The 26,202-nt window shown below is 67.8% G+C and carries 21 protein-coding genes, 1 tRNA gene and 1 pseudogene; 4 read left to right on the forward strand and 19 right to left on the reverse strand.

Going from position 1 to position 26,202, the window contains the following annotated elements:
- Positions 1 to 54 precede the first annotated feature (54 nt).
- The 9 genes and pseudogenes from ACFVTM_RS11030 to galU all read right to left on the reverse strand — a co-directional run bounded on the left by ACFVTM_RS11030 (position 55) and on the right by galU (position 5,382).
- On the reverse strand, positions 55 to 666 hold the full coding sequence (locus ACFVTM_RS11030; protein ID WP_390203508.1) for a GNAT family N-acetyltransferase: 612 nt from the start codon (positions 664 to 666) through the stop codon (positions 55 to 57).
- Positions 663 to 1,307: a hypothetical protein gene (locus ACFVTM_RS11035; RefSeq protein ID WP_390203509.1), complete on the reverse strand. Its 645-nt coding sequence runs from the start codon at positions 1,305 to 1,307 to the stop codon at positions 663 to 665. The genes ACFVTM_RS11030 and ACFVTM_RS11035 overlap by 4 nt, the downstream gene beginning before the upstream one ends.
- Before the next feature lie 352 nt (positions 1,308 to 1,659).
- A tRNA-Ala gene (locus ACFVTM_RS11040) sits at positions 1,660 to 1,732 on the reverse strand.
- A 46-nt stretch (positions 1,733 to 1,778) separates the two neighbouring features.
- Positions 1,779 to 1,958, reverse strand: a complete 180-nt coding sequence (locus ACFVTM_RS11045) for a hypothetical protein (RefSeq protein ID WP_390203510.1) — start codon at positions 1,956 to 1,958, stop codon at positions 1,779 to 1,781.
- A gap of 4 nt (positions 1,959 to 1,962) precedes the next feature.
- Positions 1,963 to 2,418 (reverse strand): annotated as a pseudogene (locus ACFVTM_RS11050) (NAD(P)H-binding protein); the annotation flags it as partial.
- A gap of 31 nt (positions 2,419 to 2,449) precedes the next feature.
- Complete coding sequence (locus tag ACFVTM_RS11055; RefSeq protein ID WP_390203511.1) at positions 2,450 to 2,593, reverse strand: NmrA family NAD(P)-binding protein; 144 nt, start codon at positions 2,591 to 2,593, stop codon at positions 2,450 to 2,452.
- 109 nt (positions 2,594 to 2,702) lie between these two features.
- Positions 2,703 to 3,698 carry a hypothetical protein gene (locus ACFVTM_RS11060; RefSeq protein ID WP_390203682.1) on the reverse strand — a complete coding sequence of 332 codons (996 nt, stop codon included), beginning with the start codon at positions 3,696 to 3,698 and terminating at the stop codon, positions 2,703 to 2,705.
- 140 nt (positions 3,699 to 3,838) lie between these two features.
- Positions 3,839 to 4,459 (reverse strand): GNAT family N-acetyltransferase, encoded by a 621-nt coding sequence (locus tag ACFVTM_RS11065; protein WP_390203512.1) that lies wholly within the window; start codon positions 4,457 to 4,459, stop codon positions 3,839 to 3,841.
- Positions 4,460 to 4,464: 5 nt separating this feature from the next.
- Complete coding sequence (gene galU / locus ACFVTM_RS11070) at positions 4,465 to 5,382, reverse strand: UTP--glucose-1-phosphate uridylyltransferase GalU (protein WP_390203513.1); 918 nt, start codon at positions 5,380 to 5,382, stop codon at positions 4,465 to 4,467.
- 107 nt (positions 5,383 to 5,489) lie between these two features.
- Between galU and ACFVTM_RS11075 the strand changes: the two genes are divergently transcribed.
- The 3 genes from ACFVTM_RS11075 (at position 5,490) to ACFVTM_RS11085 (ending at position 7,609) form a co-directional block, all read left to right on the forward strand.
- Positions 5,490 to 6,125, forward strand: coding sequence for a 5-formyltetrahydrofolate cyclo-ligase (locus tag ACFVTM_RS11075; protein WP_390203515.1), 636 nt, complete (start codon positions 5,490 to 5,492; stop codon positions 6,123 to 6,125).
- Between the two features lie 152 nt (positions 6,126 to 6,277).
- A complete protein-coding gene (locus ACFVTM_RS11080; protein WP_390203517.1) occupies positions 6,278 to 6,526 on the forward strand; it encodes an FmdB family zinc ribbon protein in 249 nt (82 codons plus the stop codon).
- 330 nt (positions 6,527 to 6,856) lie between these two features.
- Positions 6,857 to 7,609, forward strand: a complete 753-nt coding sequence (locus ACFVTM_RS11085; protein WP_390203519.1) for an RcpC/CpaB family pilus assembly protein — start codon at positions 6,857 to 6,859, stop codon at positions 7,607 to 7,609.
- A 137-nt stretch (positions 7,610 to 7,746) separates the two neighbouring features.
- On the opposite strand, the gene ACFVTM_RS11090 is transcribed toward ACFVTM_RS11085, so the two are convergent.
- The 10 genes from ACFVTM_RS11090 to ACFVTM_RS11135 all read right to left on the reverse strand — a co-directional run bounded on the left by ACFVTM_RS11090 (position 7,747) and on the right by ACFVTM_RS11135 (position 25,068).
- The gene (locus ACFVTM_RS11090; protein ID WP_390203520.1) at positions 7,747 to 11,952 is read right to left on the reverse strand and encodes an AAA family ATPase; all 4,206 of its coding nucleotides are present in this window, start codon (positions 11,950 to 11,952) and stop codon (positions 7,747 to 7,749) included.
- Between the two features lie 345 nt (positions 11,953 to 12,297).
- On the reverse strand, positions 12,298 to 13,887 hold the full coding sequence (gene guaA / locus ACFVTM_RS11095) for a glutamine-hydrolyzing GMP synthase (protein ID WP_390203521.1): 1,590 nt from the start codon (positions 13,885 to 13,887) through the stop codon (positions 12,298 to 12,300).
- Between the two features lie 145 nt (positions 13,888 to 14,032).
- Positions 14,033 to 14,542, reverse strand: coding sequence for a DUF3817 domain-containing protein (locus ACFVTM_RS11100; RefSeq protein ID WP_390203522.1), 510 nt, complete (start codon positions 14,540 to 14,542; stop codon positions 14,033 to 14,035).
- On the reverse strand, positions 14,539 to 15,516 hold the full coding sequence (locus ACFVTM_RS11105; protein WP_390203523.1) for an SURF1 family protein: 978 nt from the start codon (positions 15,514 to 15,516) through the stop codon (positions 14,539 to 14,541). Before ACFVTM_RS11105 ends, ACFVTM_RS11100 begins: the two co-directional genes overlap by 4 nt.
- Before the next feature lie 114 nt (positions 15,517 to 15,630).
- A complete protein-coding gene (locus ACFVTM_RS11110; RefSeq protein WP_390203524.1) occupies positions 15,631 to 16,119 on the reverse strand; it encodes a PTS sugar transporter subunit IIA in 489 nt (162 codons plus the stop codon).
- An 89-nt stretch (positions 16,120 to 16,208) separates the two neighbouring features.
- Positions 16,209 to 17,960, reverse strand: coding sequence for a glycerol-3-phosphate dehydrogenase/oxidase (locus tag ACFVTM_RS11115; RefSeq protein ID WP_390203525.1), 1,752 nt, complete (start codon positions 17,958 to 17,960; stop codon positions 16,209 to 16,211).
- Between the two features lie 93 nt (positions 17,961 to 18,053).
- A complete protein-coding gene (locus tag ACFVTM_RS11120) occupies positions 18,054 to 19,190 on the reverse strand; it encodes a GuaB3 family IMP dehydrogenase-related protein (RefSeq protein ID WP_390203526.1) in 1,137 nt (378 codons plus the stop codon).
- A complete protein-coding gene (locus ACFVTM_RS11125; RefSeq protein ID WP_390203527.1) occupies positions 19,187 to 21,052 on the reverse strand; it encodes an ABC transporter ATP-binding protein in 1,866 nt (621 codons plus the stop codon). Before ACFVTM_RS11125 ends, ACFVTM_RS11120 begins: the two co-directional genes overlap by 4 nt.
- Positions 21,053 to 21,218: 166 nt before the next feature.
- Complete coding sequence (gene guaB, locus ACFVTM_RS11130) at positions 21,219 to 22,730, reverse strand: IMP dehydrogenase (RefSeq protein WP_390203528.1); 1,512 nt, start codon at positions 22,728 to 22,730, stop codon at positions 21,219 to 21,221.
- A gap of 241 nt (positions 22,731 to 22,971) precedes the next feature.
- Positions 22,972 to 25,068 carry an acyltransferase family protein gene (locus ACFVTM_RS11135; RefSeq protein WP_390203529.1) on the reverse strand — a complete coding sequence of 699 codons (2,097 nt, stop codon included), beginning with the start codon at positions 25,066 to 25,068 and terminating at the stop codon, positions 22,972 to 22,974.
- Between the two features lie 202 nt (positions 25,069 to 25,270).
- On the opposite strand from ACFVTM_RS11135, the gene ACFVTM_RS11140 reads away from it, so the two are divergent.
- A complete protein-coding gene (locus ACFVTM_RS11140) occupies positions 25,271 to 26,098 on the forward strand; it encodes a DUF389 domain-containing protein (RefSeq protein ID WP_390203530.1) in 828 nt (275 codons plus the stop codon).
- Positions 26,099 to 26,202 lie beyond the last annotated feature (104 nt).

Raw genomic sequence — 26,202 nt, forward strand, 5'->3', positions numbered from 1 at the left:
GTCCCGGGCCGCAAACAGTAAGGGCATCTTCCCGGCAACACCTGGTCGGGTCTGTCAGGCGAGTCTAAGGACCAGGATGATGGCCGCGCACACGCACTTTGCGCCGCATTCGGGGCACAGGTACCCGGCCGCCGTCTGGTCGTCGGCCCAGAAGGCGGGAATGGTGGCCATCTGCGCGAATCCGGCCCGCTCCAACATCCCCAGGGAGGATTGGTGTGGATCGGCCGAAACCCATGACGCGGTCACAACATAGCGGCAGCCGCTGGCCTTCAGAAAGTCGACGCTGGCTGCGAGCATTTTCGTGCCGAGGCCCATCCCGCGGGCTGCCCGGGCCACGACAATGGACTTCAATTCGCCGACCCGGTGCCCGTCCAAGCCGGCCTCGACGCCGGCCCGGCTCAGGCGGTCCTGCAGCGCATTGACTTCTTTGCGGCCCAGGAGGCGGCCCGTGGCCGCCCCAAGGAGCTGTCCGGGCCGGTTGCGGGCCCGGACGAGGACTCCCCCGCGGTCTGCCGTGAGTTCCTCGAGGTCAGAAGGGCGGATGAAACCAGAGCCGAGGTATTCGTTCAGAAGCGCTGCCGTTTCGGTGGCCACGGCGGGCCCGGGCGCACCCACGTGAAGGTTGACGTTCGACGCCGTGGGGGTCCTGATCGCGGTGGTTGTCATATTTGCTCCTCGGTTGACGGGTGGCGGGATTTCAGTGGAATGGTTCCGTCATGACGATGCCTGCTTCCGGGTTGGATTGTTCCGGTGAAGCGCCGGACATTGGATTTCAAGGACTCCAGGTCCGCCAGGTCCTCGTCTGCGGGTTCGGCCCGGTCGATAATGAGCGTCTGCACCATGTGACCCAGGTCGGCCCGAGTGATGATGCACAGGGTGGCGTCCACTGTCAGCGTCCCTTTGAACCCGGGCGCTTCCAGGCTCGTCAGCGGCACAATCCATGAGCCGTCGTCCTGTGTGATGGGCCAGCCGGCATCCAGTTGCCAGTCATCGTCAGCCCGGCCCAGGAACGTCGAGTGGCGGGGCAGCACCAGCGACCAGGGCGGCCGGTGCGGCGGATTCGTCATGGCCGGCCCGTCTTCAGCCGACCCGTTGGCTTGGACGACTCTCGACCAGTCAGGGGTCAACTGGAAGGCGGGGCCTCCATCCATCCTGATATCCCAGTAGCCGCCCGTGAAGTACCGGAATGTGCCCCGGTCCCCCTCCGGACCCGAATAGATCTGAAAGTCGGTGGCGAAGCTGCCGGCGAGGAATGCCGGGTCGGCGCCGGCCATGAGGCGTATGAGCTGCCTGTGGTTCGGGATCATCGCCACTCTCCCCCAAGAGTACGGAAGCTGCCGGCAATGGCCGCGGCTTTGCGCTAACCTAACACGCGAAGTTCGCCCCGGAGCCCGCTTCCTGGAGAAAGTTTTTGTCGCCATATTCGGTCGCGGGGCTGACACATGACACTAAGCATGCTTATGGTAGTAATGCGCGAACGGATGGCCTGCAACTGCGGGCCGCATGGCAGAGGGTCCTTGGGGGACCCTCTTCGTGTATCTGGGAGGAACCGCTGGCCCAAGCCGCACCCATGGCGCCCCATGAGATGACTGGCAGAAAGTCCGTGACCGGAAGGGGCTGAGGCGCCTGAAAACACCACCTAAGAATCCCCGAAAATTGTGGAGCTAAGGAGATTCGAACTCCTGACCTCTTCGATGCGAACGAAGCGCTCTACCAACTGAGCTATAGCCCCGAAGCAACGCCGGTCCTGAGGGAACGGCGCTGCCGGTGTCCCTAGGCTACAAACTATCTGCGCTGTTTTCCAGCCAGCCCCGGAATGTCACGTTGCCGTGTCGCGCGTCCGGCACCAGATTCAGCCCCTCGCCCAGATAGCGGCCCATCGCACCGGGCAGCGGCAGGCGCACCAGATGACCCTTCACGCCCGTGACCCGCTTCCACTCGCGGGCAAAGTCGGCCATGTCCTTAGATTCGGGGCCGCAGAAGTTCAGCACCCGGTGCGGCGGGGCGCGGTGCTGAAACCGGTGCCGGCTCCAGTGCGGTCTCCAGGAGCATCGCGGCCAAGTCAGCCGGCGACACGGGCTGGAACCGGCTGCCCCTCACCACGGGGATGATGCGAATCTTCGAGCCGGCGCCGAACATCATCGCGAGCAACGAATGAAACTGGGTGGCACGGAGCACCACAGTCTGAAACCCGGACAGCTCGTAGACGTGTTCCTTGGCAGCTTTCGACCGGTAAAACGCCGCGCTGCTGCGATCGCAGTTCACGATCGACAGCATGACGGCCCTGGCCGCCCCCGCATCTTGGGCGGCGGCCAGAAGACGCGCGCCGCCGTCGGCGAAGTTCTTCCGCGCCGTCCCGGAGCGTCCCTCCAGGCAATCGATCACGACGTCGGCGCCGGCCACGGCGGCCGCGACCCCCTCCCCCGTCGTCGCGTCCGCGCGGAAGTATTCAGCGCCCCCCGACGCTGCCGGCGGCGCCTGGCGACGGCGGGTTGCGGCTCAGGACCGCCACGGAGTGCCCGGCGCCGAGAGCCCGGCGTACGACCTCGCGGCCCACTTGGCCTGTTCCGCCGGCGGCGCAGATCCTTGTCATGACCCGAGGCTACCGCAACGAACCGTGCCGGCACGTTGCGGGGAAATAAAAACCCCGGGCAGCCATCGCTGGCTGCCCGGGGCGGGAACTTCGCAAAGAACGGCCCGGATCAGGCACGGCGCCGCTGGAGGACATCGTCCAGGTTGCTCAAGGCGCTCTGGGCCTTGGTGAGCTGCCTTGTCCCGGAGTCGTCGGCGGTCCCCGGATCGGACGCGGCCGGCCGTGCGGAGGCCTGCTTCAGCGACGGCTTCCCAACGGCTTTCGGTGCCTCCGGGAGGTCAAGGGGCATGGGGGCTGCTCGTTCGGCCTTCGGCGCTTCGACGTACGTGGGCTTGGGAACGTCAACGGGCTCCCAGCTGGAAACCTCCGCAGCTGCCGCCGTTTCGGCTGCCGGAGCGGCCGCGGTATCCCCCGAGGCTGCTGCCTCGGCGAGGGCGGCCTGCCGGAGCTCCAGCGCGGTCAGCGGCTTCGGCGCGGGTTTCTGTGTGGCGGGGGCCGCCTCGGCGTCGAACAGAGGGCTTTCCGGCCGTATGCCCGGACGTTCAGCCGGAAGGGCGGGGATCTGCTCGGGCCGTGAGGGCCGAGCGGCGGTGCGCTCCGGGCCGCCCATGGCTGCGCGGAACGCGGCGTTCATTTTCCGCCGTCGGTCACGGACAGCGAGACGGCGGAGCAGCGCGACGGCGGCGACCGTGCCCAGCAGGGCCGTCACCGGCAGCCAGCCTGACCCCACCCCGAAAAGCCGAAGGGCCCCGGACACCACTCCTGTGAGCAGAAACAGCAGGCCGGCCAGCGCCAGCACCAGCCGCCCCCAGCGAATCCTGAATGCCGGAGAGGCCCCGGCAAATGGTGTCGCCCCTCGCGGTGCGCCGCTGCTGACCCCGGGCCCAGCGGAGCCGGAGGCCGGTTCTGCGCGGTGGGTGCTGATCATGGGTTTCTCCTGCTGCGCCGCCATTTTCAAAACCTTCCCCGCATGTGGATCTGCTGGTTCCATGTCAATGACGTCCGCCAGGAATTCGCCCGCAGGCTGCAGCTGGTGGCGCCCGTTCCTCAGAACGTAAGGCGCCACCCACACGATCCAGAGCGCAACAGCAATGACAAGTATCACCGAGCTGCTAAGAGGGAAGTCCACACTCAAAACCGTATGAGGTATATGGGGTGCTGCCCCGCATTGTCAGGGGTGTGTCGCGCGCGCCGCGGCAGCTGGCCGCCGTCGGGAGTCTTGGCTGGTCAGGCGGCCATCACGGTTCAGGCCTGCCGGGTCCTCAGCCACCGTGAAAGCAGGCCTTCCGGCACTTCTTCCGCCGTGAGCGCGAAGGTACGGTGGTCGGCCCATTCACCATTGATGTGCAGGAACCTGGGCCGGAAACCCTCATCGCGGAACCCCAGTTTCTCCACCACCCGCAGGCTCGGCGCGTTCTCCGGCCTGATGTTGATCTCCATGCGGTGCAGGCCCAGGGTGCCGAAGCAGTAGTCCGTTGCCATGGCCACGGCGGTCGGGGCAATCCCGCGGCCGGCCCGCTCCTTGTCGACCCAGTAGCCAAGCGTCGCCATCATGGCCGAACCCCACACGATCGAAGAGACAGTCAGCTGCCCTACGATCACCGGCGCCTGGTGACCCGGCGTCCATTCAGCGATCACGAAGGGCAGGGCCGTGGCCTGCGCGGCCTGGGCCTTGAGGGAACGGACCATCTGCCGGTAATCCGGCAGCCCGCCGCCGGGGACGGGGTTTGATGCCTCCCAGGGGGCCAGCCATTCGCAGTTGCGGGACCGAAGTTCTGTCCACTCCTTGCGGTCCCGGTACCGGATCGGGCGCAACACAATGTCGCCACTCTCCAGAGTCACCGGCCAGTTGAAGCTGCCCCCCACGGGAGTTACTTGGCGAGGCTGGGGGCGAGGCTGGACGCGAAGCCGGGCAGCCATTCGCGCAGGCCCGGGCCGAGGTCATCGCTGTCGCAGGCGAGCTGGACACAGGCCTTGAGGTAGCTGAGCTTGTCGCCGGTGTCGTAGCGGCGGCCGCGGAAGACGACGCCATACACGCCGTAGCCTTCGCCGGTGCCGGCCGAAAGTTCCTGCAGCGCGTCCGTGAGCTGGATTTCTCCGCCGCGTCCGGGCGGGGTGCGCTCGAGGACTTCAAAGACGGCCGGGTGCAGCACATAGCGGCCGATCACGGCCAGGTTGGACGGTGCGTCCTCGACGTCGGGTTTCTCCACGAGCTGATTGATGCGGACGTAGTCTTCACCGCCGATCGCCTCGACGTCGGCGCAGCCGTAGGCACTGATCTGGGACGGGTCGACCTCGATCAGTGCGACCACCGACCCGCCGGTCTTGGCCTGGACTTCAATCATGGTGCTGAGGAGCTCGTCGCGGGCGTCAATGAGGTCATCGCCCAACAGGACGGCGAACGGCTCCTGACCGACGTGCTGCTTGGCCCGGAGGACAGCGTGGCCAAGGCCCATGGGATCGCCCTGGCGGACGTAGTGGATGTCGCCGAGGTTGCTGGCAGCCTGGACGGACTCGAGCTTGGCCGTGTCGCCCTTCGCCTTCAGGGTGGACTCCAGCGCCGGAACCCGGTCGAAGTGGTCCTCCAACGCCCGCTTGTTACGGCCCGTGATCATCAGGATGTCGTTCAGGCCGACATTCACGGCCTCCTCAACGACGTACTGGATGGCCGGCTTGTCAACGACAGGCAGCATTTCCTTGGGCATGGCCTTCGTGGCTGGAAGAAACCTGGTACCAAGGCCCGCGGCGGGGATGACGGCCTTACGAACAGAAGCGTGGGGTGTATTCACTCGACTAATCTAACGGAGGGACCAATCATTGCGTAATTATAATTCGAACCGCCCGGCCGGCCCTCCCCCGGTGCGTCGCGGCCGCAAGAGGCAGAGGACGGGCCAGCATGGCGTCAAAAGAGGAAATACGCTCCAGCCACCGGGCGAAGCGTTCCGCACTTCCGCTGGCCGCACTCGATGCCGCCGCATCCGGTATCGCCCGCCATGGGCTCCAGTGGGCCTCCGGGCTGGCCGGCGGCCGTCAGGGCACCTTCGCGGCATACCTGGGCGTGGGCACCGAACCGCCCACGCTGCCACTGCTGTCGGCCCTGACCGACGCCGGACACCGCGTGCTGCTTCCGGTGTGCGAACCCGCACTTGAGCTCAGCTGGGTGTACTGGACCCCGCAGTCCGGGTTTGTCCGCAGCAGGTTCGCCCCCATCCAGGAACCCGTCGGGGAGCGCCACAGCACCGCCGTCATGCGGGCCGCTACCGCAATCATCCTGCCGGCCACCGCCGTGGACTTCTCGGGAAACCGCATCGGGCAAGGCGGCGGCTACTACGACAAGTTCCTTGCCTCCCTGGCCGCCCTGACCCCCTCGCCTTCAGGGGCGGGCGACGCCGCGTCCGACGCCGAAGCGCTGCCGACTGCCGCCGTCGTCTATGACACGGAGGTGCTGCCCGCGGACAGCATCCCCGCCGAGTCGTTCGACCGTAAGGTCGACGCTGCGCTGACCCCGGGCGGGATCATCCGGCTCGGCTGATACCGGCCGGCGGATAGGGGTTCCGGCCAAGGTGATAGAATTGGCACTCAGGCCCTGCGACTGCTAAGCACGGACCCTGTCGGTAGGCATACCGACGTGGTCCCGGCTCGACAGCACGGGACCTGCTCGTTTGTCCCAGAGGAGGATTTACAGTGCCCACGTATGCATATGCCTGCAAGGACTGCAGCCACGCCTTCGAGATCGTGCAGTCGTTCAGCGATAGCTCCCTGACGTCCTGCCCCGAGTGCCAAGGCACGCTGCGCAAGAAGTTCAACAGTGTCGGCGTAGTGTTCAAGGGCTCCGGCTTCTACCGGAACGATTCCCGCGACACCAAGGGCAGCACGGTTTCCGCTGCTCCCGCAGCACCCGCGGCCACCCCAGCGCCGGCCCCCGCGGCCTAAGGGGCACCCGCGCACAGGCCCCCGCGGCTTAGCGGGCACCCACCGGCTCGGCGCCGCTGTCAGTTGGACCCCCGCTGGCCAAGCCTGCGTAATCCCTTGGCCCGCCTGCAATTGTCCACATAGGCCAATCCGTGGTTCCCGCCACTATCCGGGGATCCGTAGCGTGGCTGCATGGCTCTTTCCCTCAGTGCGCTATCTCCCCCGTCGTTCTGGTCGCCGTGCGCGGCCTCGGCCGGATTTCCCTACGCGACTGCGCCCGGGCGTTCTTTCGCGCGGTCCCAGCGAAGTCCCGGCGAGGGCTCCGGACGCTGGAACCGCACCGGGATCCGCGTGTCCGGCCTCCCGCCGGCCAGGTTATCGGCGCCCGGCCGACCCAGTCGGAGCCGGAACGGGCCCGGCAAGCCCCGCAAGCCGCGAACGCCCCGCGGCCGTCCATCGCCGCGCCGCCTGCGCGGCTGGCTGGACCGGAACCGGCGGCTCCTAGCCGCGCTCCTGTTCTGCGTCCCCGCCGGCCTCACCGTCCAGCAACTCACGCCCGCGCCCGCCGACACCGTCATGGCTTTCGCGGCGGCGGCGGATCTTCCCGCGGGCAAGACTCTGGAACCCGGCGATGTCAGCAGGGTCAGAGTACCGCCCGGGCTCGTCCCGGCCGGCAGCCCCGGCAGCGAAACTTCGTTCGAGGGGAAACAGCTGGCCGCACCGCTGCGCCACGGCCAGCTCCTCACTGACGCCCAGGTTCTCGGCCCCGGCCTGCTCGCCGGAAGCCCGCCCGGCTCCGCTGCGGTGCCGCTGAGGATGGCGGACCCTGCAGCCATCCAGCTGGTCTCCCCCGGGCAGCTCGTCAACGTTGTGCTCACCGGCGGCAACGGCTTTGAACAACCCGCCGAAAGCCAAACCCTTGCCGAAGCCGTCCCGGTGCTCTGGACCTCAGCGCAGGGCGGCAGCGCAGGGCCGTGGCCAGCCACGGCGGAGACTGAGGGGCTGGTGGTTGTAGCGGCGTCGGCCGACCAGGCACGAAGGCTGGCGGGCGCATCTACCCAAGGCAAGCTGTTTTTCGTGCTTGTGGCAGCCGCGCCGGGCTAGGGCAGGTGGCGACTTGGGCCCGCCGGTTCGGCGGCTACGCCGGGCCAGTACCCGGGCTGGCGCCGTCCCAGAGCCCTGCCGGCGCCGTCAAAGCCCGCAGGCTCCCCGGCGCCGGTCAGCGCTTCTCCAGCCGGTTCCTACCCCCAGTGCGGCGGCTTCTGCTCCTGGAGCCATGCGTCGTGATCGTAGTTGTCAGGCTGGTCGCCCCAGCGACGGGGATCGTCTTCCGCCGCCTTGTTCGGCAGCACGCCCCCGGGGACGGTGGCCTGCGCCTCCGCACGGCGGGCCGTATCCGTGGCCGTTTCCGTGGCCGTTTCCTGCTCCGGTCCGGCGCCGGTCGATTCGCCCGGCTTCGGCTCGGAGGTGCCGCCCGCGTCGCCCTCGTTGGCGCCGGTGTTGATCTGGATGTCGCCGTCCGCACTCATGCCGCCGGCCTCCTTACTGCCTGTACTGTCAGTTGTTCCTGTTGCTGGCCCCTGGCGGCCGAAATCCAGCCCTGAAGTTTCATGGCCCCCGAAGGTGCGTTCCGCGAATTCGGCCGCCAGATGGTTCTCCGCGGCGCGCGCCTCGTCAATCGCCAGGTGCTCGATGTCGTCATCGAAGAACCCCTGCGATGTCCGCAGCCGGCTGGACGCGGCAGGCTTCTCCAACCCGAGGTAACCGCCAATCCGGTCGGCGCAGGCCGAGGGGTCGGTAAAGACCTCTATGGTCCATAGTGGCATGTACCGCCAGCCAAGGCGCTCCAAAAGCTGCGGCCGGAGCCTGCTCCGCTCCCGGACGCTCATCCGCCGGTAGTGGCCCGTGCCGTCCGACTCGATCGCCACCGGGCGGGGAATTTCCGCATCGTCCTGGCCGATCGTGGTCATCGGGTCGGCGGCGGCCACCATGTTGAGGACCCCGTCGTACTGGTGCCAGACCCGCGCCCCGCGTGCCCGGAGCCTGTCGCCCAGGTCGGCCACGAGCGGGTCGGCGCCGAGCGCCTGCTCGCTGGCCGCGGCCCGGGAAGCGGGGCTGCCGAGATCGGAATTGCCGGCGATCTCACGGTCCAGCAGTTCGTAGAAGTCCACGGCGCCGTGGCTGAGGCGGCTGACATCGAGGTCTTCGGGACGGAAGCAACTGAGCACGTGCAGCGACCGGCGTGCACGCGTCATCGCCAGGGCGAATTTGGCGCGCCCCCCGTCGACGGAGAGCGGCCCGAGGCTGTGGAGGGTGCGCCCGTGCGGGGTGCGGCCATAGCCCGGGGAGAATATGACGTGGTCGCGGACCAGACCCTGCGCCCGTTCCAGATCCACGACGCGGAAGGACTCGTCCCCGGCCGTGAAGAAGCTGCCGAGCATGGGATAGTTGGGCAGCTGCGCCCTGATGGCCTCGCCGATCCGGGCGGCGTGGCGAAGGCTGCCGGTCACCACGGCCAGCGAGGTCCGCGGCCGGAGCCGGGCGTGCTCGAAGACGAGTTCCACCGCGCGGTTCACCTCGGCCACAACCGATTCGACGCCGTCGTGGTCCGCGCTGGGCAGCCCGGTGCCGTCGGGCAGGTACTCCACGCTGAGGGAGCGGTCAAGTCCCGTGGCGGCTTGCCCTTCGGGGAGCCGGGTGAGTTCCCCGGCATAATAACCCTTGCTGAGCTGTCGCACCAGGTCTTCATCGACCGCCCGGTAAACGGTCCTCAGCTTCCGGACGGGAAGCACCGCAGCGAGTGCCCCGTAAGAGCTCTCGACGCTCTGGTAGGAGCTCTCCCCGGCGGCGAGCCGTTCGACACCGACGGTGAAGGTTCGGGGGCTGGCGATCTGTTCATCACCGAAGGCGATCACCTGCCGGGACCGGGCGATGGCCGGGAGGACGGCCTGCAGCGAGGTCGTCTCCGCGTCCAGGATCACCACGGCGTCGAAGGTTTGCTCGATCGGCAGGAGACCGGTCATGAGGTATGGGCTGACGGACCACACGGGTACGAGCGTGGGCAGGAGTTCCTGCGCCTGGCCGCTCAGGGCTGCCAGGGTCACCCGGCCGTCCTTCAGCAGGCTGCGCAGCAGCTCGGCCTGGCGGGGGTACTCCGTGATTGCCGTGCGCCAGCGTTCGGAGAGGTTCCACCGCAGCCGGGCGGCGCCGCTGGCGATATGGGCGTTGTCCGCGAGACGGTACTCGGCCTCAAGCTGGCGCAGGGCGTCGCCGTCGGACATGGCGAGGTAGTCATCGCCGCTGATCATGGCTTCCAGGGCCGACTGCCACCAGGCCAGCTCCAGTTCGGCGGTCACCGATTCCTCCGGAACCTCGCGCTCGGCGAGGTCGGCGAGGAGCTCGCCCAGGCCGTGCTCGCGCATGCTCTCGACAAGCAGGGTACGTTCCGGCAGGGTTTCCAGGGTCGCGGTGTCGGCGACAAGCCGCTGCACCCGGGCCAGGAGTTCGTCGTAGGGCGCGCGGTCCAGGTCGCCGCCGGCGGCGGTGTGCCTGACCGCCTGGCCGAGTTCGTCCAGTTCCGATGCCAGCTCGCGGTACAGGCCGGTGATTTCGCCGAGTCCGGACGGTACGGCCGGGTGCCGCTGGGTGGTGGCGTAGCCGGCCCAGGCGGCGCGCTGCTCCTGGACGAGGACCAGGGAACTGTGCAGGTCAGCGATGTGCACGCCGGGCCGGACGTATTCCTTCGCCACCCGGCGCAGGCGGGAGCGCTGCATCGACGGCATTTCGATCCCCCGCTCCCGGCGCCAGGCGGAGGACGCCGTGGCGGAGATGAGGTCGTGGACGGGCCGGTCGAAAATGTCGGGCGTGAACTTGTCCAGGCTTTCGCGCACGGCCACCAGCAGTTCGATCTGCTCGCCCCATTCGGCGAACGTCCCGCCGAGGCGGATCTCCGCGTGTTCGGCCACCGCGTCCATGCGGCCGCGCAGCAGGGGCAGTCTCTCCGCTACGGTCTTGGCAACGTTCTGCGCTTCCTGCGTCTCCTTGCGCGTGAGCAGACGCGCGCCGTGCCAGGGGCTGGTGGTCGACGCGCGGCTGAAGCTGCCGAGCTCGGCGGCGCGGCGGAGCCGGCCGGCGAGTTCCTCGCGGTCCCGGATGTTGTCCAGCACGCTGCGCTTGAGCCGGACCGTCGTGGCCGGCGCCGGCTGGATGGAGGTCAGCTCCGCCAGCGACTGCATGGCCTCATACGGCGAGCAGCCCCAGCGGGCCCGGACATTGTGCAGCGAGGCGACGTGGTCCATCAGGGCGTGGCGGTGCCCGGTCAGCGTGGCGTGCAGGTTGCTCAGTTGCGGCTCGAGCGACTTCTCGTTGCGGACGATCGCCCGGACCAGCTGGCCCTTGAGCTGCAGCGGGCTGGCGTTGCCGGCCAGCTGCAAGAGCACCGAATCCAGGCCGAGGCCGTCCAGCTGCGCGGAGATCTCGGTGAGGCTGGCCCGCCTGTCGCCCACCACCAGGACGGACTTGCCCCCGTCCACGAGGGCGCCGATGGTATTGATGACCGTCTGGGTCTGGCCGGTGCCCGGCGGGCTGCTGACCACCAGCGAGTCGCCCGCGCGGACGGCATCGATCACATACTGCTGGTCCGTGTCGGCATCGAGCAGCAAAAGTTCCTCGGCGGGGTCCCGCTCATCCGTGCTGGGGAAGCGGCCGGGCTCAAGCACGGGCACCTCGACCCGTTCACCGGAACCGGACCGTGCCAGGGCGGTGACGAGGGGGTTGTTCTGGTTGATCCACGGATCGTCCAGGTTCCCGGAGAGGTCGGCAAACGTGGAGACCAGCAGGTTGTGCTCGACCTCGGCGCCGTGAATCGGCTGGACCAGGGTGCCCAGGCGGTCCAGGACGGGCTGGGGGTCATAACGGGCCGTGCTGTAGGCCATCCGCGTCACCGCGTTGACGTCAAAGACAATCCCGTGGACCGACTTGAGGTGCCGGACCAGGGCGGGGTTGATCTGGGCCTGTTCGGTGAGCTGCAGTTCGTAGTCGTCCTCGCCGGGGCGCACTGTGAGGGAGATGGCGGTGAGCATGACGGGGGCGGAGATCCGTTGCGGCTTGCCCCCGACGGCGGACGTCCAGACTACCGTTCCGGCGGAGAAATACCCGGCGTCGATGCCGCGGTCGTTGGACAGTTCGAAGATTTTGGAGCGCAGGTTGCGCGATGCCCTGGCCGCGATAATGTACTGCTGGCGGTCGCGGATCAGGGTGGAGAGCCGGGTGCGCCGGCCGGCCATCAGCTGGGCAAGCCCCGACGGATGGGCGTTTGTCAGGTCAATGGAGCCTTCGGGCGTCTTGGTGAAGCGCAGCATGGTGTCTGCTCCGGTGACGGGCTTGAGCCCCGACAGCCATTTCCTGAACTCCTCGGAGCCCTCGGGGTGGCCTTGACCAACTGACACTGCTGCCTTCTTTTCTGTGCTCGACTTCTCTGGACCCGACATCTCTGGGCCGGGCATCCTTATGCCGGACCGTGGCGGGCTCGACTCTAGCGCGTTCGTCGTATCAACGCTCGTCTGTGTCACGTCCGCGCTTTCCCAGGCCACGTTGTGTGTGCTCTCGGTTGTCTGGCTCGCGCGGGACGCCTTGGACCATACCGGCATGCTTTCGAGAGTAGCCCGAAACCCCCGCACGTGCGGGGCCGCAACACTGGGGCGGCCAAAATTCAGCCTGAATTGCCCGGAATAACCCGAATTGCCAGCAACAAAATGAAATGGCCGGCCTCGAAAGGCCGGCCATTCATAATGCTATTCCCACTCGATTGTTCCCGGCGGCTTGCTGGTCACATCCAGCACCACGCGGTTCACGCCATCCACCTCGTTGGTGATCCGGTTGGAGATCCGGGCCAGGAGGTCGTAGGGCAACCGCGACCAGTCGGCGGTCATGGCGTCCTCGGAGGACACGGGGCGAAGGACAATCGGGTGTCCGTAGGTGCGGCCGTCGCCCATGACTCCGACGCTGCGGACATCGGCCAGCAGCACCACGGGCATCTGCCACACCTCGTTGTCCAAGCCGGCCGCCGTCAGCTCGGCGCGGGCAATGGCGTCGGCCTTGCGGAGCAGGTCCAGGCGTTCCTTGGTGACGTCGCCGACGATCCGGATGCCGAGGCCCGGGCCGGGGAACGGCTGGCGGCCGACGATTTCCTGCGGCAGGCCCAGCTGGGCACCGACCGCGCGCACCTCGTCCTTGAACAGGGCGCGCAAGGGTTCCACGAGCTCAAACTGCAGGTCCTCGGGGAGCCCACCCACGTTGTGGTGGCTCTTGATGTTGGCCGCACCTTCGCCGCCGCCGGATTCGACGACGTCGGGGTACAGGGTGCCCTGGACGAGGAACTTGATCTTTTCGCCGTGCGCCGCTGCCTCGGCGATGATCGCCAGTTCGGCTTCCTCGAACGCGCGGATGAATTCGCGGCCGATGATCTTGCGCTTCGTCTCGGGATCGCTGACGCCGGCGAGGGCGCTCAGGAAGCGCTCCTGCTCGTTGGCGACGTAGAGCTTGACGCCGGTAGCGGCTACGAAGTCGCGTTCGACCTGTTCGGCCTCGCCCTCGCGCAGCAGTCCGTGGTCCACGAACACGCAGGTCAGCTGGTCGCCGACGGCCCGCTGGACCAAGGCTGCGGCCACTGCGGAGTCGACGCCGCCGGAAAGGCCGCAAATGACCCGGGCGTCGCCGATCTGCTCGCGGATGCGCTGGACCTGCTCCTCAAGGATGTTGCCCGCGGTCCAGTTCGGTTCCAGCTTTGCACCCTTGAACAGGAAGTTCTCCAGAACCTGCTGGCCGTAGGCGGAGTGCTTCACCTCGGGGTGCCACTGCACGCCGTAGAGGCATTTCTCTTCGTTCGCGAAGGCTGCCACCTCGGCGCCGGCCGTGGTCGCGAGAACTTCAAAGCCCTCGGGCGCCTCGTGGACAGAGTCGCCGTGGCTCATCCAGGTGCTCTGGCTCTGCGGCATGCCGGCCAGGATGGACCGGCTCTCGCCGAGGACGGTGGTCTCGGTGGAGCCGTACTCGCGCAGGCCGGTCTTGTCGACCTTGCCGCCGAGCGCGTTCGCCATGGCCTGGAAGCCGTAGCAGATGCCGAAGACCGGAACACCGGCTTCGAAGAGGTCGGCGCCGACGCCGGGGGCGCCGTCGGCGTAGACGCTCGAGGGGCCGCCCGAGAGGATGATCGCGGCGGGGTTCTTGGCCAGCAGCTGCTCGGTGCTGTACGTATGCGGAACCACTTCCGAATACACATTCGCTTCCCGGACGCGGCGGGCAATCAGCTGCGCGTACTGGGCACCGTAGTCAACAACCAGAACCGGCCTGTGGGACGTCTGGGATGAAGTGGGAGTAGTCACCCCACTAGCCTACTTTGCGCCGCTGCCCGCCCGCACATTGAGAAGCCCGTGCGGGCCCCGAATTCGGGGTCGGGGTAAGCGAACTCACACGCACGACGGCGGCTGCCGCCGCCGTCGCACGGTCCCCCGCCCACGATGCTGGGGCTCAGTAGCGCTGGGGCGCCTGCGGGTTGGCCGCGAGTTCGGCCTCGACCTCGGCGTGGAACTTCTTCTCGACGAAGAAGGACAGGAACGGCACGACGCCGCCCAGGGCCATGACCACGAGCTTGCTGAACGGCCAGCGCATGAGGGACCACAGCCGGAAGTTGGAGATCAGGTACACGACGTACATCCAGCCGTGCACGATCAGGACCGTGACGGAGAGGTTGACGCCGCCGATCACCCCTGCCGGCTCGGCGTCGGCGAACCCGAAGCCGAACGGCTGGCCGGTGATGGCGTCGGTGCCGCCGGCGAACAGGTACTGCCCGAAGCCGTACCGGGCGACCAGCTCGGCGCAGAGCAGGAGCAGCATCGAACCTGTCAGGTAGGCAAGAACCTTGTAGAACTTCAGGGCGGACCGGATTTGGGCCTCGGTGCCGCCGAAGCGGCGCTTCTTGCCGGCTGTCCCCGTGCCGTTGGTTGACTGCGGCTGGATGGCGGGCTGGGGCTCGATCATGATTGCACTCTCGGGTCTGAGGGGTAAGGGGCTGTGGGTTGCGGGTCTGCGGGATTCGGGTCCGCGGGCCGTTCGGCCGGGGGCTGCGGGCCGGCCAGCTGGCCGGTGGTGGGCTGTTCGGCCGGGGACTCTTCGGCAGCGGTGCCGGGGTCGTGGCTGACCGCTTGGCCGGCCGCTTCCCCGGCCAGTTCCTCGTCGAGCGCATCTTCGAGGTCCCGGCGGTAGTCGTCCTTGACGAGCCGCCACCAGATGAACAGTGCGAAGCCGGCAAAGACCACCCATTCCACGGAATAGAAGAGGTTCAGCCAGTTGACCTGCTGCGCGGGCGGCTGCGGGCCGATCCGGAGGGGCTTGACGTCGCCGCCGGCAGCCAGGGGCCCGACGTCGGTCCCGCCGGCCAGCTCAGTGGTCGCGGCGACAAAGCCCGGGTAGCTGCTGACGTTCCAGTCGTTGATGAGTTCGGCGACCGAGACGGCGCTGGCGCGGCCGGGGCCCGGGTCGGTTTGCGGCAGCGGGGACTCGGACGGCAACAGCCGTCCGGTCAGTTCGATGGTGCCCGACGGCGGCGCTACGGCGTCCGCCGGGTCCGCGACCCAGCCGCGCGCGACCGGAATCCAGGTCTGCGGTGTGGCCCCGCTGCCCAACAGGGCCGGGGCGTCCTTGACGGCGAACGCCGAGACAATCCAATAGCCTTTCGCCCCGCCGTTGAGCCGGCCGGGCACGAGGACCTGTTTCTGGGGGTCGTAGCTGCCGGTAGCGGAGACCATCTGGTCGGCCACCGATCCGGGGAAGAACCCTCCCGGCTGCAGGACCGAGGTGAGCCGCCGCGTTTCCTCCGTGGTGGTGGAGACCGGGGCTTCCGCCTGCGTTGAACGGCCAAACTGCCACTGGCTGAGCAGCACAAACACCCCGGAAATGGCGATCGCGAACACGAGTCCTGCGATCCAGCGGGGTTTGAGGGCAGTTTTCAGCACCTCTTAAAGGTACTTCGTCCCCGTGTAGAACAACGAAACGGACCTCAGCATAGAGTGGGGCACCCGGGTCCCAGCGTGGCGACGGAGTCGACACGAAAGGGCCTGCCCCAATCTCTAGTGGTCGAAGAACACCAGGCTGGAATTGATGAGTTCGGCGATCACTTCGGCGTCGTAGGCGCGGCGGAGCGACTCGCGGAAGGACTCCTTCGACAGTGAGCGGGCCAGCGTCGCGAGCACTTCGAGGTGATCGGAAAAGGAGCTTGCCGGGGTGGCGATGAGCAGGATCACGGTGGCCGGGCCGTCGGCCGCGCCAAAGTCGAGCGCCCTGCCGTACTTGGTGATGCCGACCGCGATGGAGGTCTGGGAGACAAGTTCGCTGCGGGCGTGTGGCAGTCCGACGCCGCCGGGCAGGCCGGTGGCGAGCTGGTGTTCCCTGGCGTTGACCTGCTTGAGGAAGCCCTCAAGATCGGCAATCCGTCCGGCCGCATGCATGCGTTCCGCGAGCTGGGAAGTGGCGTCGAGCTTGTCCGCGGCATCCATTTCGAGGATCACCATGCCGGGTGTGGTGAGCTCGGCGTCGTACCGGTCCAGTGGTTCCGCCAAGAGATGTCCCTTCGAAGTGGCGTCAGTGCCCGCCGGCCGGCAGTCCAATGACTAACGATGTAGTCCGCACTGCCGGCCGGCGCTGCGGCTCAGCGCAGGGGCACGATGTCCTCGACGCCCAGCCGTGCGGCATCGGCGGATTCGTCGTCCGGCTGCTGCTGGCTCAGGCGCTCGGCATCGACCCGGGCCAGATAGTGCTTGATTTCGCTCTCGCGCTGCGCATCACTCCAGCCGAGAACGTCTCCGATCAGTTTAGCGACTACAGGGGCGGCGGACACACCCCGGTCCCACGCCTCAATCGAAATGCGGGTGCGGCGGGTCAGGACGTCCTGGACATGGCGGGCGCCCTCATGGCTGGCCGCGTAGACGGCTTCGGCGGCCAGGTAGTCATCCGCGCCGGGCAGCGGTTCGGCCAGTTCCGGGTTGCCGGCGATCAGTGCCAGCACCTCCGGGGCCATGGCGCCGTAGCGGTTGAGCAGGTGTTCGATCCGGGCCACGTGGACGCCGGTCTCCTCGGCCATCCGGTTCCGCTGGTTCCACGCGGCCTTGAAACCGCTCGCCCCCAGCAGCGGAATGGACTCCGTGCAGCTGGCCGGGACGCGCTCGTCCATGCTGCGCGTTGCTTCGTCGACGGCGTCCTTGGCCATGACCCGGTAGGTGGTCCATTTCCCGCCGGCCACCACCACGAGCCCCGGCACCGGGTGGGCCACCACGTGTTCCCGGGAGAGTTTCGCGGTGGAATCGCTTTCCCCGGCCAGCAGCGGACGCAGCCCCGCGTAGACGCCCTCGACGTCCTCGCGGGTCAGGGGGCGCTTGAGGACCTTGTTGACGTGCTCCAGCAGGTAGTCGATGTCCTTGCTGGACGCGGCCGGGTGGGCCTTGTCGAGGTGCCAGTCGGTGTCCGTGGTCCCGATGATCCAGTGCCGGCCCCACGGGATGACGAACAGGACGGATTTCTCGGTCCGCAGGATCAGCCCAACGGTGGACTGGATCCGGTCACGGGGCACCACGAGGTGGATTCCCTTGGAGGCCCGCACTTTGAGCTGCCCGCGGTCCGTCACCATGGCCTGGGTCTCGTCGGTCCAGACTCCGGTGGCGTTGATGACCTGCTTGGCCCGGATGTTGAAGCTGGACCCGTCCTCGTGGTTGACCACCTTGGCGCCGACAACCCGCTCGCCTTCGCGCACGAAGTCGACCACCGCCATCTGGTTGACCGCGTGGGCGCCGTAGTGCGCCGCGGTCCGGACGAGGTTGGCGACATACTTGGCGTCGTCCACTTGCCCGTCGTAGTAGCGGATGGACCCCACGAAGGCGTCGTCCTTGAGGCTGGGCGCGGCGCGCAGGGTTCCGCGCCGGGTCAGGTGCTTGTGGAAGGGGACGCCGCGGCTGTGCCCGCCGGTGATGGACATCGCGTCGTAGAGCGCGATGCCGGCGCCGATGTAGGGCCGTTCCAGGAACGGCTTGTGCAGCGGGTAGAGGAACGGGACCGGCCGGGCCAGGTGCGGTGCCAGCACGGTGAGAATGAGGCCGCGCTCGTGGAGGGCCTCTTTGACCAGGGCGAAGTCGAGCATTTCGAGGTACCGGAGGCCGCCGTGGATAAGCTTCGAGGAACGCGACGACGTCCCCGCGGCCCAGTCGTTGGCCTCCACGATGCCTACGCTGAGCCCGCGGGTGACGGCGTCCAGTGCGGCGCCGGCTCCCACAATGCCGCCGCCCACGATCAGGATGTCGAGCTCTTTACCCGGGGCTGCGCTGCCCCTGAGCACAGTGATTGATGCCTCGCGTTCCGCGGGCCCCAGGGCACCTCCGGCCACGGCAGAACCGCCGGGAAAACTGTTCATGTCACGCCTCCATCCGGGTCAAACCTCGTTAGGGCACCAGACTACGTCCAAGTTTCCCGGATGGGCAGGGCCGAACAACCGCCAGCTTGGGGTTCAGTTCCCGGCGTAGGGCGAGACGACGACGTCGACGCGCTGGAATTCCTTCAGGTCCGAATAGCCGGTGGTTGCCATGGAACGGCGCAGCGCACCGATCAGGTTGGAGGTGCCGTCGGTGTGGTGGCCGGGTCCGAACAGGACCTCCTCGAGCGGTCCGACCGTGCCCACGTTGACCCTGTCGCCGCGGGGCAGCTCGAGGTGGTGGGCTTCCTGGCCCCAGTGCCAGCCCTTGCCGGGGGCTTCGTCGGCGCGGGCCAGGGCGCTGCCCAGCATTACAGCGTCGGCGCCCATGGCGATGGCCTTGACGATGTCACCGGAGGATCCCATGCCGCCGTCGGCGATCACGTGGACGTAGCGTCCGCCGGACTCGTCCATGTAGTCGCGGCGCGCTGCGGCGACGTCGGAGATGGCGGAAGCCATCGGCGAGTGGATGCCCAGGGCGCGGCGGGTGGTGGTGGTGGCGCCGCCGCCGAAGCCGACCAGCACGCCAGCGGCACCGGTGCGCATCAGGTGCAGGGCCGGGGTGTAGCCCGCCGCTCCGCCAACGATCACGGGGACGTCGAGTTCGTAGATGAACTGCTTGAGGTTCAGCGGCTCATGGTCCTTGGAGACGTGCTCCGCCGAGACGGTGGTGCCGCGGATGACGAAGATGTCCACGCCGGCGGCCACCACGGTCTTGTAGTGTTCCTGCGTGCGCTGCGGGGTCAGTGAGCCGGCCACGGTGACGCCGGCGGCGCGGATCTCGGCGAGCCGCGAGGTGATCAGCTCGGGCTGGATCGGCGCCTGGTAGAGCTCCTGCATGCGACGGGTGACGGCGGGGCTGTTCGTCTCGTCCGCCAGGCCGGCGATTTCGTCCAGCACGGACTGCGGGTTTTCGTACCGGGTCCACAGGCCTTCGAGGTCGAGCACGCCGAGACCGCCGAGGCGGCCCAGGGCGATGACGGTCTCCGGCGACATGGCCGAATCCATCGGCGCCGCGATGACAGGCATGTCGAACTTGTAGGCATCGATCTGCCAGGAGACGGAGACGTCCTTGGGGTCACGGGTGCGTCGGTTGGGGACGATCGCAATGTCATCCAGGGAGTAGGCACGACGCCCACGCTTGCCTCGGCCAATCTCAATCTCGTAAGTCACTGCTCTAGGTTATCCCAGCGCGCGGTTTCCTCCGCGTCCGGGACGCTCAGCTGGGACTCGAACATCCGGAAGTAGCGGCCGCGGCGCGCCACGAGTTCCCTATGGGTGCCCTGTTCGACGATCCGGCCGTCCTCCAGCATGTAGACGACGTCAGCCTTCTCGATCGTGGCGAGCCGGTGGCTGATGGCGATGATGGTGCTGCTGCGGTCGGCGAAAAGCCGGGTGAAGATCCGGTGCTCCGCCAGCGCATCGATGGCCGACGTCGGCTCGTCCATCACCATGAACGTGGCGCCGCGGTAGAAGTTCCGCGCCATTGCCAGGCGCTGCCACTGCCCGCCGGACAGGCCGGACCCCTTCCGCCCGCGCGGATCCTCCATCCAGTTGCTGACATGGTTGTCCAGGCCGTTGGGCAGCTTGTTGAGGAACTCCAGGGCCTCAGCATCCGCGGCGGATCGGCGGATCCGTCGGTCGTCGCGCGGCGAATCGACGTCGCCGAAGAAAATGTTCTCCGCCGCGGTGGCGAATTCGTACTTCAGGAACTCCTGGCTGAGCACCGCCAGGTGCCGGTGCCAGGACGTGACGTCGACGGCGGCGAGGTCGACGCCGTCGAGCATCACCCGCCCGGAATCGGGCCGGTACAACCCTGCCAGGATGCGGATCAGGGTGGACTTCCCGGCACCGTTCTCCCCCACGATCGCGATGTGCTGTCCCTGCCTGATGGTCAGCGAAATGCCCCGGATCACTTCCAGATCGCTGCCGGTGTAGGTGAAGCGGATGTCCCGCAGTTCCACCGTCTCCGGCGCCTGCAGCAGGGGCGGGGCGTGGTCCGAGTGCACGGGCAGCGCCATGAACAGCTCGTAGTCCTTGAGGTTGGCCAGGTCCTCGTCGATCGAGCTGAGCGAGGAGACGAGGTTGTTGGCGGTGGAGAGGGCGCGGCTGACGATCTGCTGGACGTAGAGGAACTGCCCCACAGGCTGGGCCCGGGCGATGATCTGGCCCACCACCCAGATCAGGGAAACCACCTCGGCGCCGTACTGCAGGGCATCCGCCGCGAGCTGTTTGGGAATGTAGCGTTTCTGGAAGTCCAGCCGGCGCTTTTCGTCGGCGTCGCGCAGCCGTGAGCGCAGCCCCATCAGGTGGCCGACGATCCCGTACAGCCGCATCTCGGCGATGTGCTGCGGGCGCAGGAGGTTGGTCTCGATCATCCTGCGTTGCCGGCGCGAATCGACCTGGGTGTTCCAGTGGGCGATCTGTTCGCGGGAGAGCTTGAACTGCAGGTAGACGCTTGGCACGATCGCGACCAGGACGATCGCGGCAATCCACCAGCTGACCAGCAGCAGCGCACCGATGGCCAGGAACACGGACACCAGCTGGGTGAAGATCGCCGCGATCCGGTCCAGCACCCGGGCGTAGGAATCGGAGAAGCGTTTGGCCCGGTCGTACAGGTCCACTGTCTCCTTGTCGTCATAGCGCCAGAAATCCAGGGTCAGGAAGCGCTCGTACATGAGGTCCCCGACGATCGCGCCGACCCGGAAGCTCATCAGTTGCTGGATGTAGCGGTCCAGGCTGCTGAACGATCCCCAGAAAAGCCCGAGTGCCGCGGTGATGATGACGTAGATGATGGCCTGCCCACCGGCGGCGGCGTCGCCCGCGTAGGCGGCAGCCAGCGCCGTGGTGGTCAGGGCGGCAAAGTACGTCGTGACGAGCGGCAGGAGGGCAGAGATCAGCGAGCCAAGGACCTTCATGACGACGGCGGCCGGCGAGGCGCGGAAGCTCACCCGCAGCACCTGGGCCACGGCGCGGGCGTAGGGCTTGAGCGCGAGCTTGCGTTTGGGCTCACGTGCCGGCAGGAGTTCGGACATGCCTCCAGCCTAGTTCCGGGATCCGGGCCCGGTGCGGGCGGCGGCCCGGGCGGCGGTCCGCCGGGAACGGCCGGGCGCCGGCGCGGGAGCCGGCCCGCCCCCACAAACGGCTGAGCCCGCCGAAACTGTGGTTTCAGCGGGCTCACCCGTTCAGGCGGAGGCGGTCTTAGCGCGAACCGTAGTTCGGGGCTTCGACCGTCATCTGGATGTCATGCGGGTGCGATTCCTTGAGCCCGGCCGCGGTGATGCGGACGAACTTGCCGCGCGCCTTGAGCTCGGGGATGGTCGGGGCGCCGGTGTAGAACATGGTCTGGCGGAGGCCGCCGACCAGCTGGTACGCCACGGAGGACAACGGCCCGCGGTAGGCGACCCGGCCCTCGATGCCCTCGGGGATGAGTTTGTCATCCCCGGAGACGTCGGCCTGGAAATAGCGGTCCTTGGAATAGGAGGTGTTCTTGCCGCGGGTCTGCATGGCGCCGAGGGAGCCCATGCCGCGGTAGCTCTTGAACTGCTTGCCGTTGACGAAGATCAGGTCGCCCGGTGATTCGTCGCAGCCGGCCAGGAGGGAGCCGAGCATCACGGTGTCGGCGCCGGCGACGAGCGCCTTGCCGATGTCGCCGGAGTACTGCAGGCCGCCGTCGGCGATCAGCGGAACGCCGGCCGGGATGGCCGCCTTCGCGGACTCGTAGATGGCGGTGATCTGCGGGACGCCGACGCCGGCCACCACGCGGGTGGTGCAGATGGACCCGGGACCGACGCCGACTTTGATGCCGTCGGCACCGGCGTCGATCAGGGCCTGGGCGCCTTCACGGGTGGCGGCCTGGCCGCCGATGATGTCCACGTGCGCGGCCACGGGATCGGACTTGAGCCGGCGGATCATCTCCAGCACGCCCTGGGAGTGGCCATTGGCGGTGTCCACGAAGAGGGCGTCCACGCCGGCGTCGATGAGCGTCATGGCGCGCTCCCAGCCGTCGCCGAAGAAGCCGATCGCCGCGCCGACGCGCAGGCGGCCTTCCTCGTCCTTGGTGGCGAGCGGGTACTGCTCGGCCTTGGTGAAGTCCTTGGTGGTGATCAGGCCCTTGAGCCGGCCCTGCTCGTCAACGAGGGGGAGCTTCTCGATCTTGTTGGTGGCCAGCTTGTGCGAGGCTTCCTCGCGGCTGATGCCGACGTGTCCGGTGACCAGCGGCATCTTGGTCATGACGTCGCTGACCAGCCGGAGCGGGAAATCGGATTCGGGCACGAAGCGGGTGTCGCGGTTGGTGACGATGCCCAGGAGCCGGTTGCCCTCGTCCACGACCGGGAGGCCGGACACGCGGTAGCGGGCGCAGATGTCATCCAACTCGGCCAGGGTGGCCTCGGGGCCGATGGTCAGCGGGTTGGTGATCATGCCGGATTCGCTGCGCTTGACCCGGTCCACCTGGTCGGCCTGGTCGGCGATCGAGAGGTTGCGGTGCACGACGCCGAGACCGCCCTGGCGGGCCATAGCGATGGCCATCCGGGACTCCGTGACGGTATCCATCGCGGCGGACAGCAGCGGGGTCTGGACCGTGATGCGCTTGGAAATGCGGGAGGACGTGTCCGCTTCCGAGGGGATCACGTCCGTATGGCCGGGCAGGAGCAGGACGTCGTCGTACGTCAGGCCGATGAGGGCGAAGGGATTGTGTTCGGGCTGGGTCATGAGTGCGCCTCTTACCTTGGGTTACGGGGTTCACGGGTAGGGGTTGCAACTGATGACCAGCCCGTCATTACGGGTCTGGCCTGTGCAGAAGGTCATGCTGAAGGCCGTGCAGAAGTATTGAATAAATAGTAGAACCTTGGCGGCGATAGCCATATTCCGGGGCAGTAATGTGGGCGCGAATGTGAGCAGTCCCATGCCCGGACGGCTCCCGCACTCTGCTCCCCCGCACGGCGGGACTGGCCTATTTCCAGTCGGTGGCGGCGAGCAGCCGCTTTTCGAACATGGGGATCATGGTCTGCACATACGTCTTGGTCAGGTGGTTGTCGTCCTTGTAGACGTACACGTTGCCGACCACCGCGGGGCAGGTCCCGTCGGCGCAGATGAAATCGCTCATGTCCATGAGGTACAGCCGGGGCACCTGGCCGCGGTAGGCATCAAGTGGCGAGGCGTCCGCGAGGGATTCCTGGACCGGCACGTTGCATTCCGTGGCGTCCTCGCCATTCTTCTGGACGCACTCGGGCATGTTGATGTTGAAGCGGGGGTTGTCGCGGATGCCCACCACGTCCATGCCGGCGTCGGTGAAGGGTTTGATGCCCTCAAGGTACTGCGGCACTTCGGTCTCGAACGGCGCGTCCTTGTGCGTCAGGGACGCAACCGTGAAAACGGCGTCGGGGCGGTGGTCCAGGACGTACTGGGTGCTGGCCCTGTTGAACGCGTTGCAGTCCGCGTCCCGGTCCGGGGATTCCCCGCCGAAGCGGCAGTTGCCCTTCAGGAGCGTGACCACTTCCCAGTCGTGGCTCTTCGCGATGGGTCCGAGCGCCGCCATGTACTGCTGGGCATGCGAGTCACCGAGCACCACGATCCGCTTCTTGACCTTTTCCGGCTTGTTGTTCTGCAGGCAGCCCTGCAGCAGCGGATCGCTGGTGGTGTTTTCGTCCGTGCACAGGCCGTCGATGTCGGCCCACTCGTTCTTCATCGCCGCCGGCGCGGGGATGATCTTCGCCTCCGGCGTGGGCTTGCCGGCGTTTTCCGGCGCCAGGGCGGCCGCACCGGGGGTCAGCTCCCTGGGCTGGGAGGCCGCCTCGGCCTCGTCGGCCACGAGCTGGCTCTGCCACACCGAGACCGGACCGGCCATCAAGGCACCGCAGGCGGCAATCACGACGGCGGTACGCCAGGCGCGGCGCTTGGGCCAGTGCCATTCGCGCAGGGGCTTCTCAACGAAGCGGGTGGTGAGCACGGCCAGAACGACGGACGTGGCCACGATGCACAGCCCCTGGAACAGGTTTGGTGCGGTGATGCCGGCCCCCGCCAGGGCCAGGACCAGCAGCGGCCAGTGCCAGAGGTAGAGCGCATAGGAGTTGTCCCCCAATGCCACCAGGGGTTTCCAGGTCAGGAAGCGGTCGACGCCGAGACGGCTGCCGCTCTGACCGGCGGTGATGATCGCGGCGGCGGCCAGCGTGGGCCACAGCGCGATGTATCCGGGGAACGAACGGTCCACGGTCAGCAGCAGCCCGCAGGAGAGCATGGCCACCAGGCCGGCCCAGCCCAGCACGACGCGCAGGATCCTGCCCGGCTTCAGGTATGGCAGGGCCAGGGCCAGCAGCGATCCGAGGGCGAACTCCCAGAGCCGGGCGCCGGTGTCGAAGTAGGCGTGGGCCTGGTTGGTGGCGGTCTGCTGGATCGAGTACGCGAGGGACACGGCGAAGACGGCGCCGAAGGCCGCAGCCAGCAGCGACCGGTACCGCAGCAGGACGTGGTCCTGGCCGGTCCGGCGCTGGAACAGGCTGCGGAGCAGGCGGGAAAGAAGGGCCGCGCCGGCAAACACGAGCGGCCAGAGCACGAACACCTGGCCCTGGATCGAGAGCGACCAGAAGTGCTGCAGCGGGCTCGCACCCGAATGGTCCTGGGCGTAATAGTCGACGGCGGTGTCCGCCAGGAGCCAGTTCTGCCGGTACAGCAGGGAGGCCCAGGCCTGGCCAAGGACGTCGGGCCAGCGGCTTTGCGGCAGGATGGCCCAGGTGCCGGCGAGGACGCCCAGAACCACCACGACGACGGCGGGCAGGAGGCGCTTGAGCAGATGCAGCCAGTGGTGCAGCAGCCGGAGCGGCGCTCCGCTTTCGACCTTGCGCGTGAAGCTCAGCGTCATCAGGAATGCCGAAATGAGCAGGAAGATGTCCACGCCGCCGGAGACCCGGCCCAGCCACACGTGGTAGGTGACGACCATGAGCACCGCGAGGGCGCGCAGGCCCTGGACCTCGGGGCGGTACCCTGTTTTCCGGCTCGTCGGGGAACCCGCATCCGCTGTTGGCGGGGTGGCTGTGGTTCGCGCGTATGACACTACTAACCCTTCAGACCGGCTTCCAAAACATCAACGTTACCGAAACGTAACTTTCTTGGCCAATTGCCGGGCCCCGCGAGGGACTTCCGGTGTCCCTGCTGGGAGCTTCACGCGCCCGGCCCGCGGAGCATTCTCAGGGCACACCGACGGCGTCGGCAGCGGCGCGGAAGCTAGTCTGGGACGAGTCTGAGGAGGCCGTCAAGTGATCGTGCAACTGCGCATTTGTGTCCCGGGTGAGTTGTCCGGAGTTGTTGTCGAAAGTTGTACAAGTCATGTCGGCGTCTCGGAAGTCGCGCTGGCCAAGGGTGCCTCCGTCATGCCGCCCGGGGACGTTATCGAGGTCCTGCTGGCACGCGAATCGGTGGAGGGGCTCGTCGAGAAGCTCCACGCCCTCGATGTCCAGCGGCGGGGATCAATTTTGGTCATCGAACCGGACCTGGTGCTCTCGGACCGGTCCGACCGGGCGGAGGCGGAGGCGCCTGGTGAGGGCGCGGACGCCGTGATCTGGGACGAGGTGTCGCGGCAGACCGGCGAAGATTCGCGCCTGGTCCGGCGCCAGCGGCGGCTCGGACGCGACGCGGCCGTGGCCCTCGGCGTCGGCTTTCCCGTCGCGATGCTGGCAGCGGCCCTGACCGCCTGGCTGTCGGTGCCGCTCGGGCTCTTTCCCAGTGACGCGCTGGACCGCGGTTCAGCGGTTGAATTCATCTACCACCCGGGCCCGTATTCCCTGATCGTCGCCGTGCTGGCCGGAATAGCCGGGATGCTCTCGGTCATCAGCCGGCGCTCGGCAGCGCTGATCGGGGTGTTCATTTCGGTCACCACGGTTCCGGCGGCGGGGTTTGTGGCCGTGGCACTGGTCCTGGGCGAGTACCAGAAGGCCGCCGGCTCCGCCCTGCAGCTGTTCCTGAACCTGCTGGGAATCGTGGTGGCCGCCGTCGGGGTCCTCATCTTCTACCGGCTGGTGACCAAGCGGCTGCCGCCGGACGCCGCGATGCGGCTGCGGCGCAAAGCGGACCGTTCACGGCGCTGACTGCCGGCGCTGCTGGCGGCGCGGACGCCCTGTCAGCCACCCAGCCAGCCCTGTCAGCCTGCCGGGCAAGGAGCGGTACGGTCCTTGCCCGGCGCTCCACAAGG

This window comes from Arthrobacter sp. NPDC058130, from assembly GCF_042884475.1.
Classification (GTDB): Bacteria; Actinomycetota; Actinomycetes; order Actinomycetales; family Micrococcaceae; genus Arthrobacter.

What these genes read in the sequence shown, in the direction of transcription:
- ACFVTM_RS11115 (WP_390203525.1), bottom strand. Translation starts at nt 17,960, where the DNA reads ATGAACAGTTTTCCCGGCGGTTCTGCCGTGGCCGGAGGTGCCCTGGGG.
- ACFVTM_RS11030 (WP_390203508.1), bottom strand. Translation starts at nt 666, where the DNA reads ATGACAACCACCGCGATCAGGACCCCCACGGCGTCGAACGTCAACCTT.
- ACFVTM_RS11075 (WP_390203515.1), top strand. Translation starts at nt 5,490, where the DNA reads ATGGCGTCAAAAGAGGAAATACGCTCCAGCCACCGGGCGAAGCGTTCC.
- ACFVTM_RS11100 (WP_390203522.1), bottom strand. Translation starts at nt 14,542, where the DNA reads ATGATCGAGCCCCAGCCCGCCATCCAGCCGCAGTCAACCAACGGCACG.
- ACFVTM_RS11045 (WP_390203510.1), bottom strand. Translation starts at nt 1,958, where the DNA reads ATGGCCGACTTTGCCCGCGAGTGGAAGCGGGTCACGGGCGTGAAGGGT.
- guaB (WP_390203528.1), bottom strand. Translation starts at nt 22,730, where the DNA reads ATGACCCAGCCCGAACACAATCCCTTCGCCCTCATCGGCCTGACGTAC.
- ACFVTM_RS11055 (WP_390203511.1), bottom strand. Translation starts at nt 2,593, where the DNA reads ATGACAAGGATCTGCGCCGCCGGCGGAACAGGCCAAGTGGGCCGCGAG.
- ACFVTM_RS11035 (WP_390203509.1), bottom strand. Translation starts at nt 1,307, where the DNA reads ATGATCCCGAACCACAGGCAGCTCATACGCCTCATGGCCGGCGCCGAC.
- ACFVTM_RS11125 (WP_390203527.1), bottom strand. Translation starts at nt 21,052, where the DNA reads ATGTCCGAACTCCTGCCGGCACGTGAGCCCAAACGCAAGCTCGCGCTC.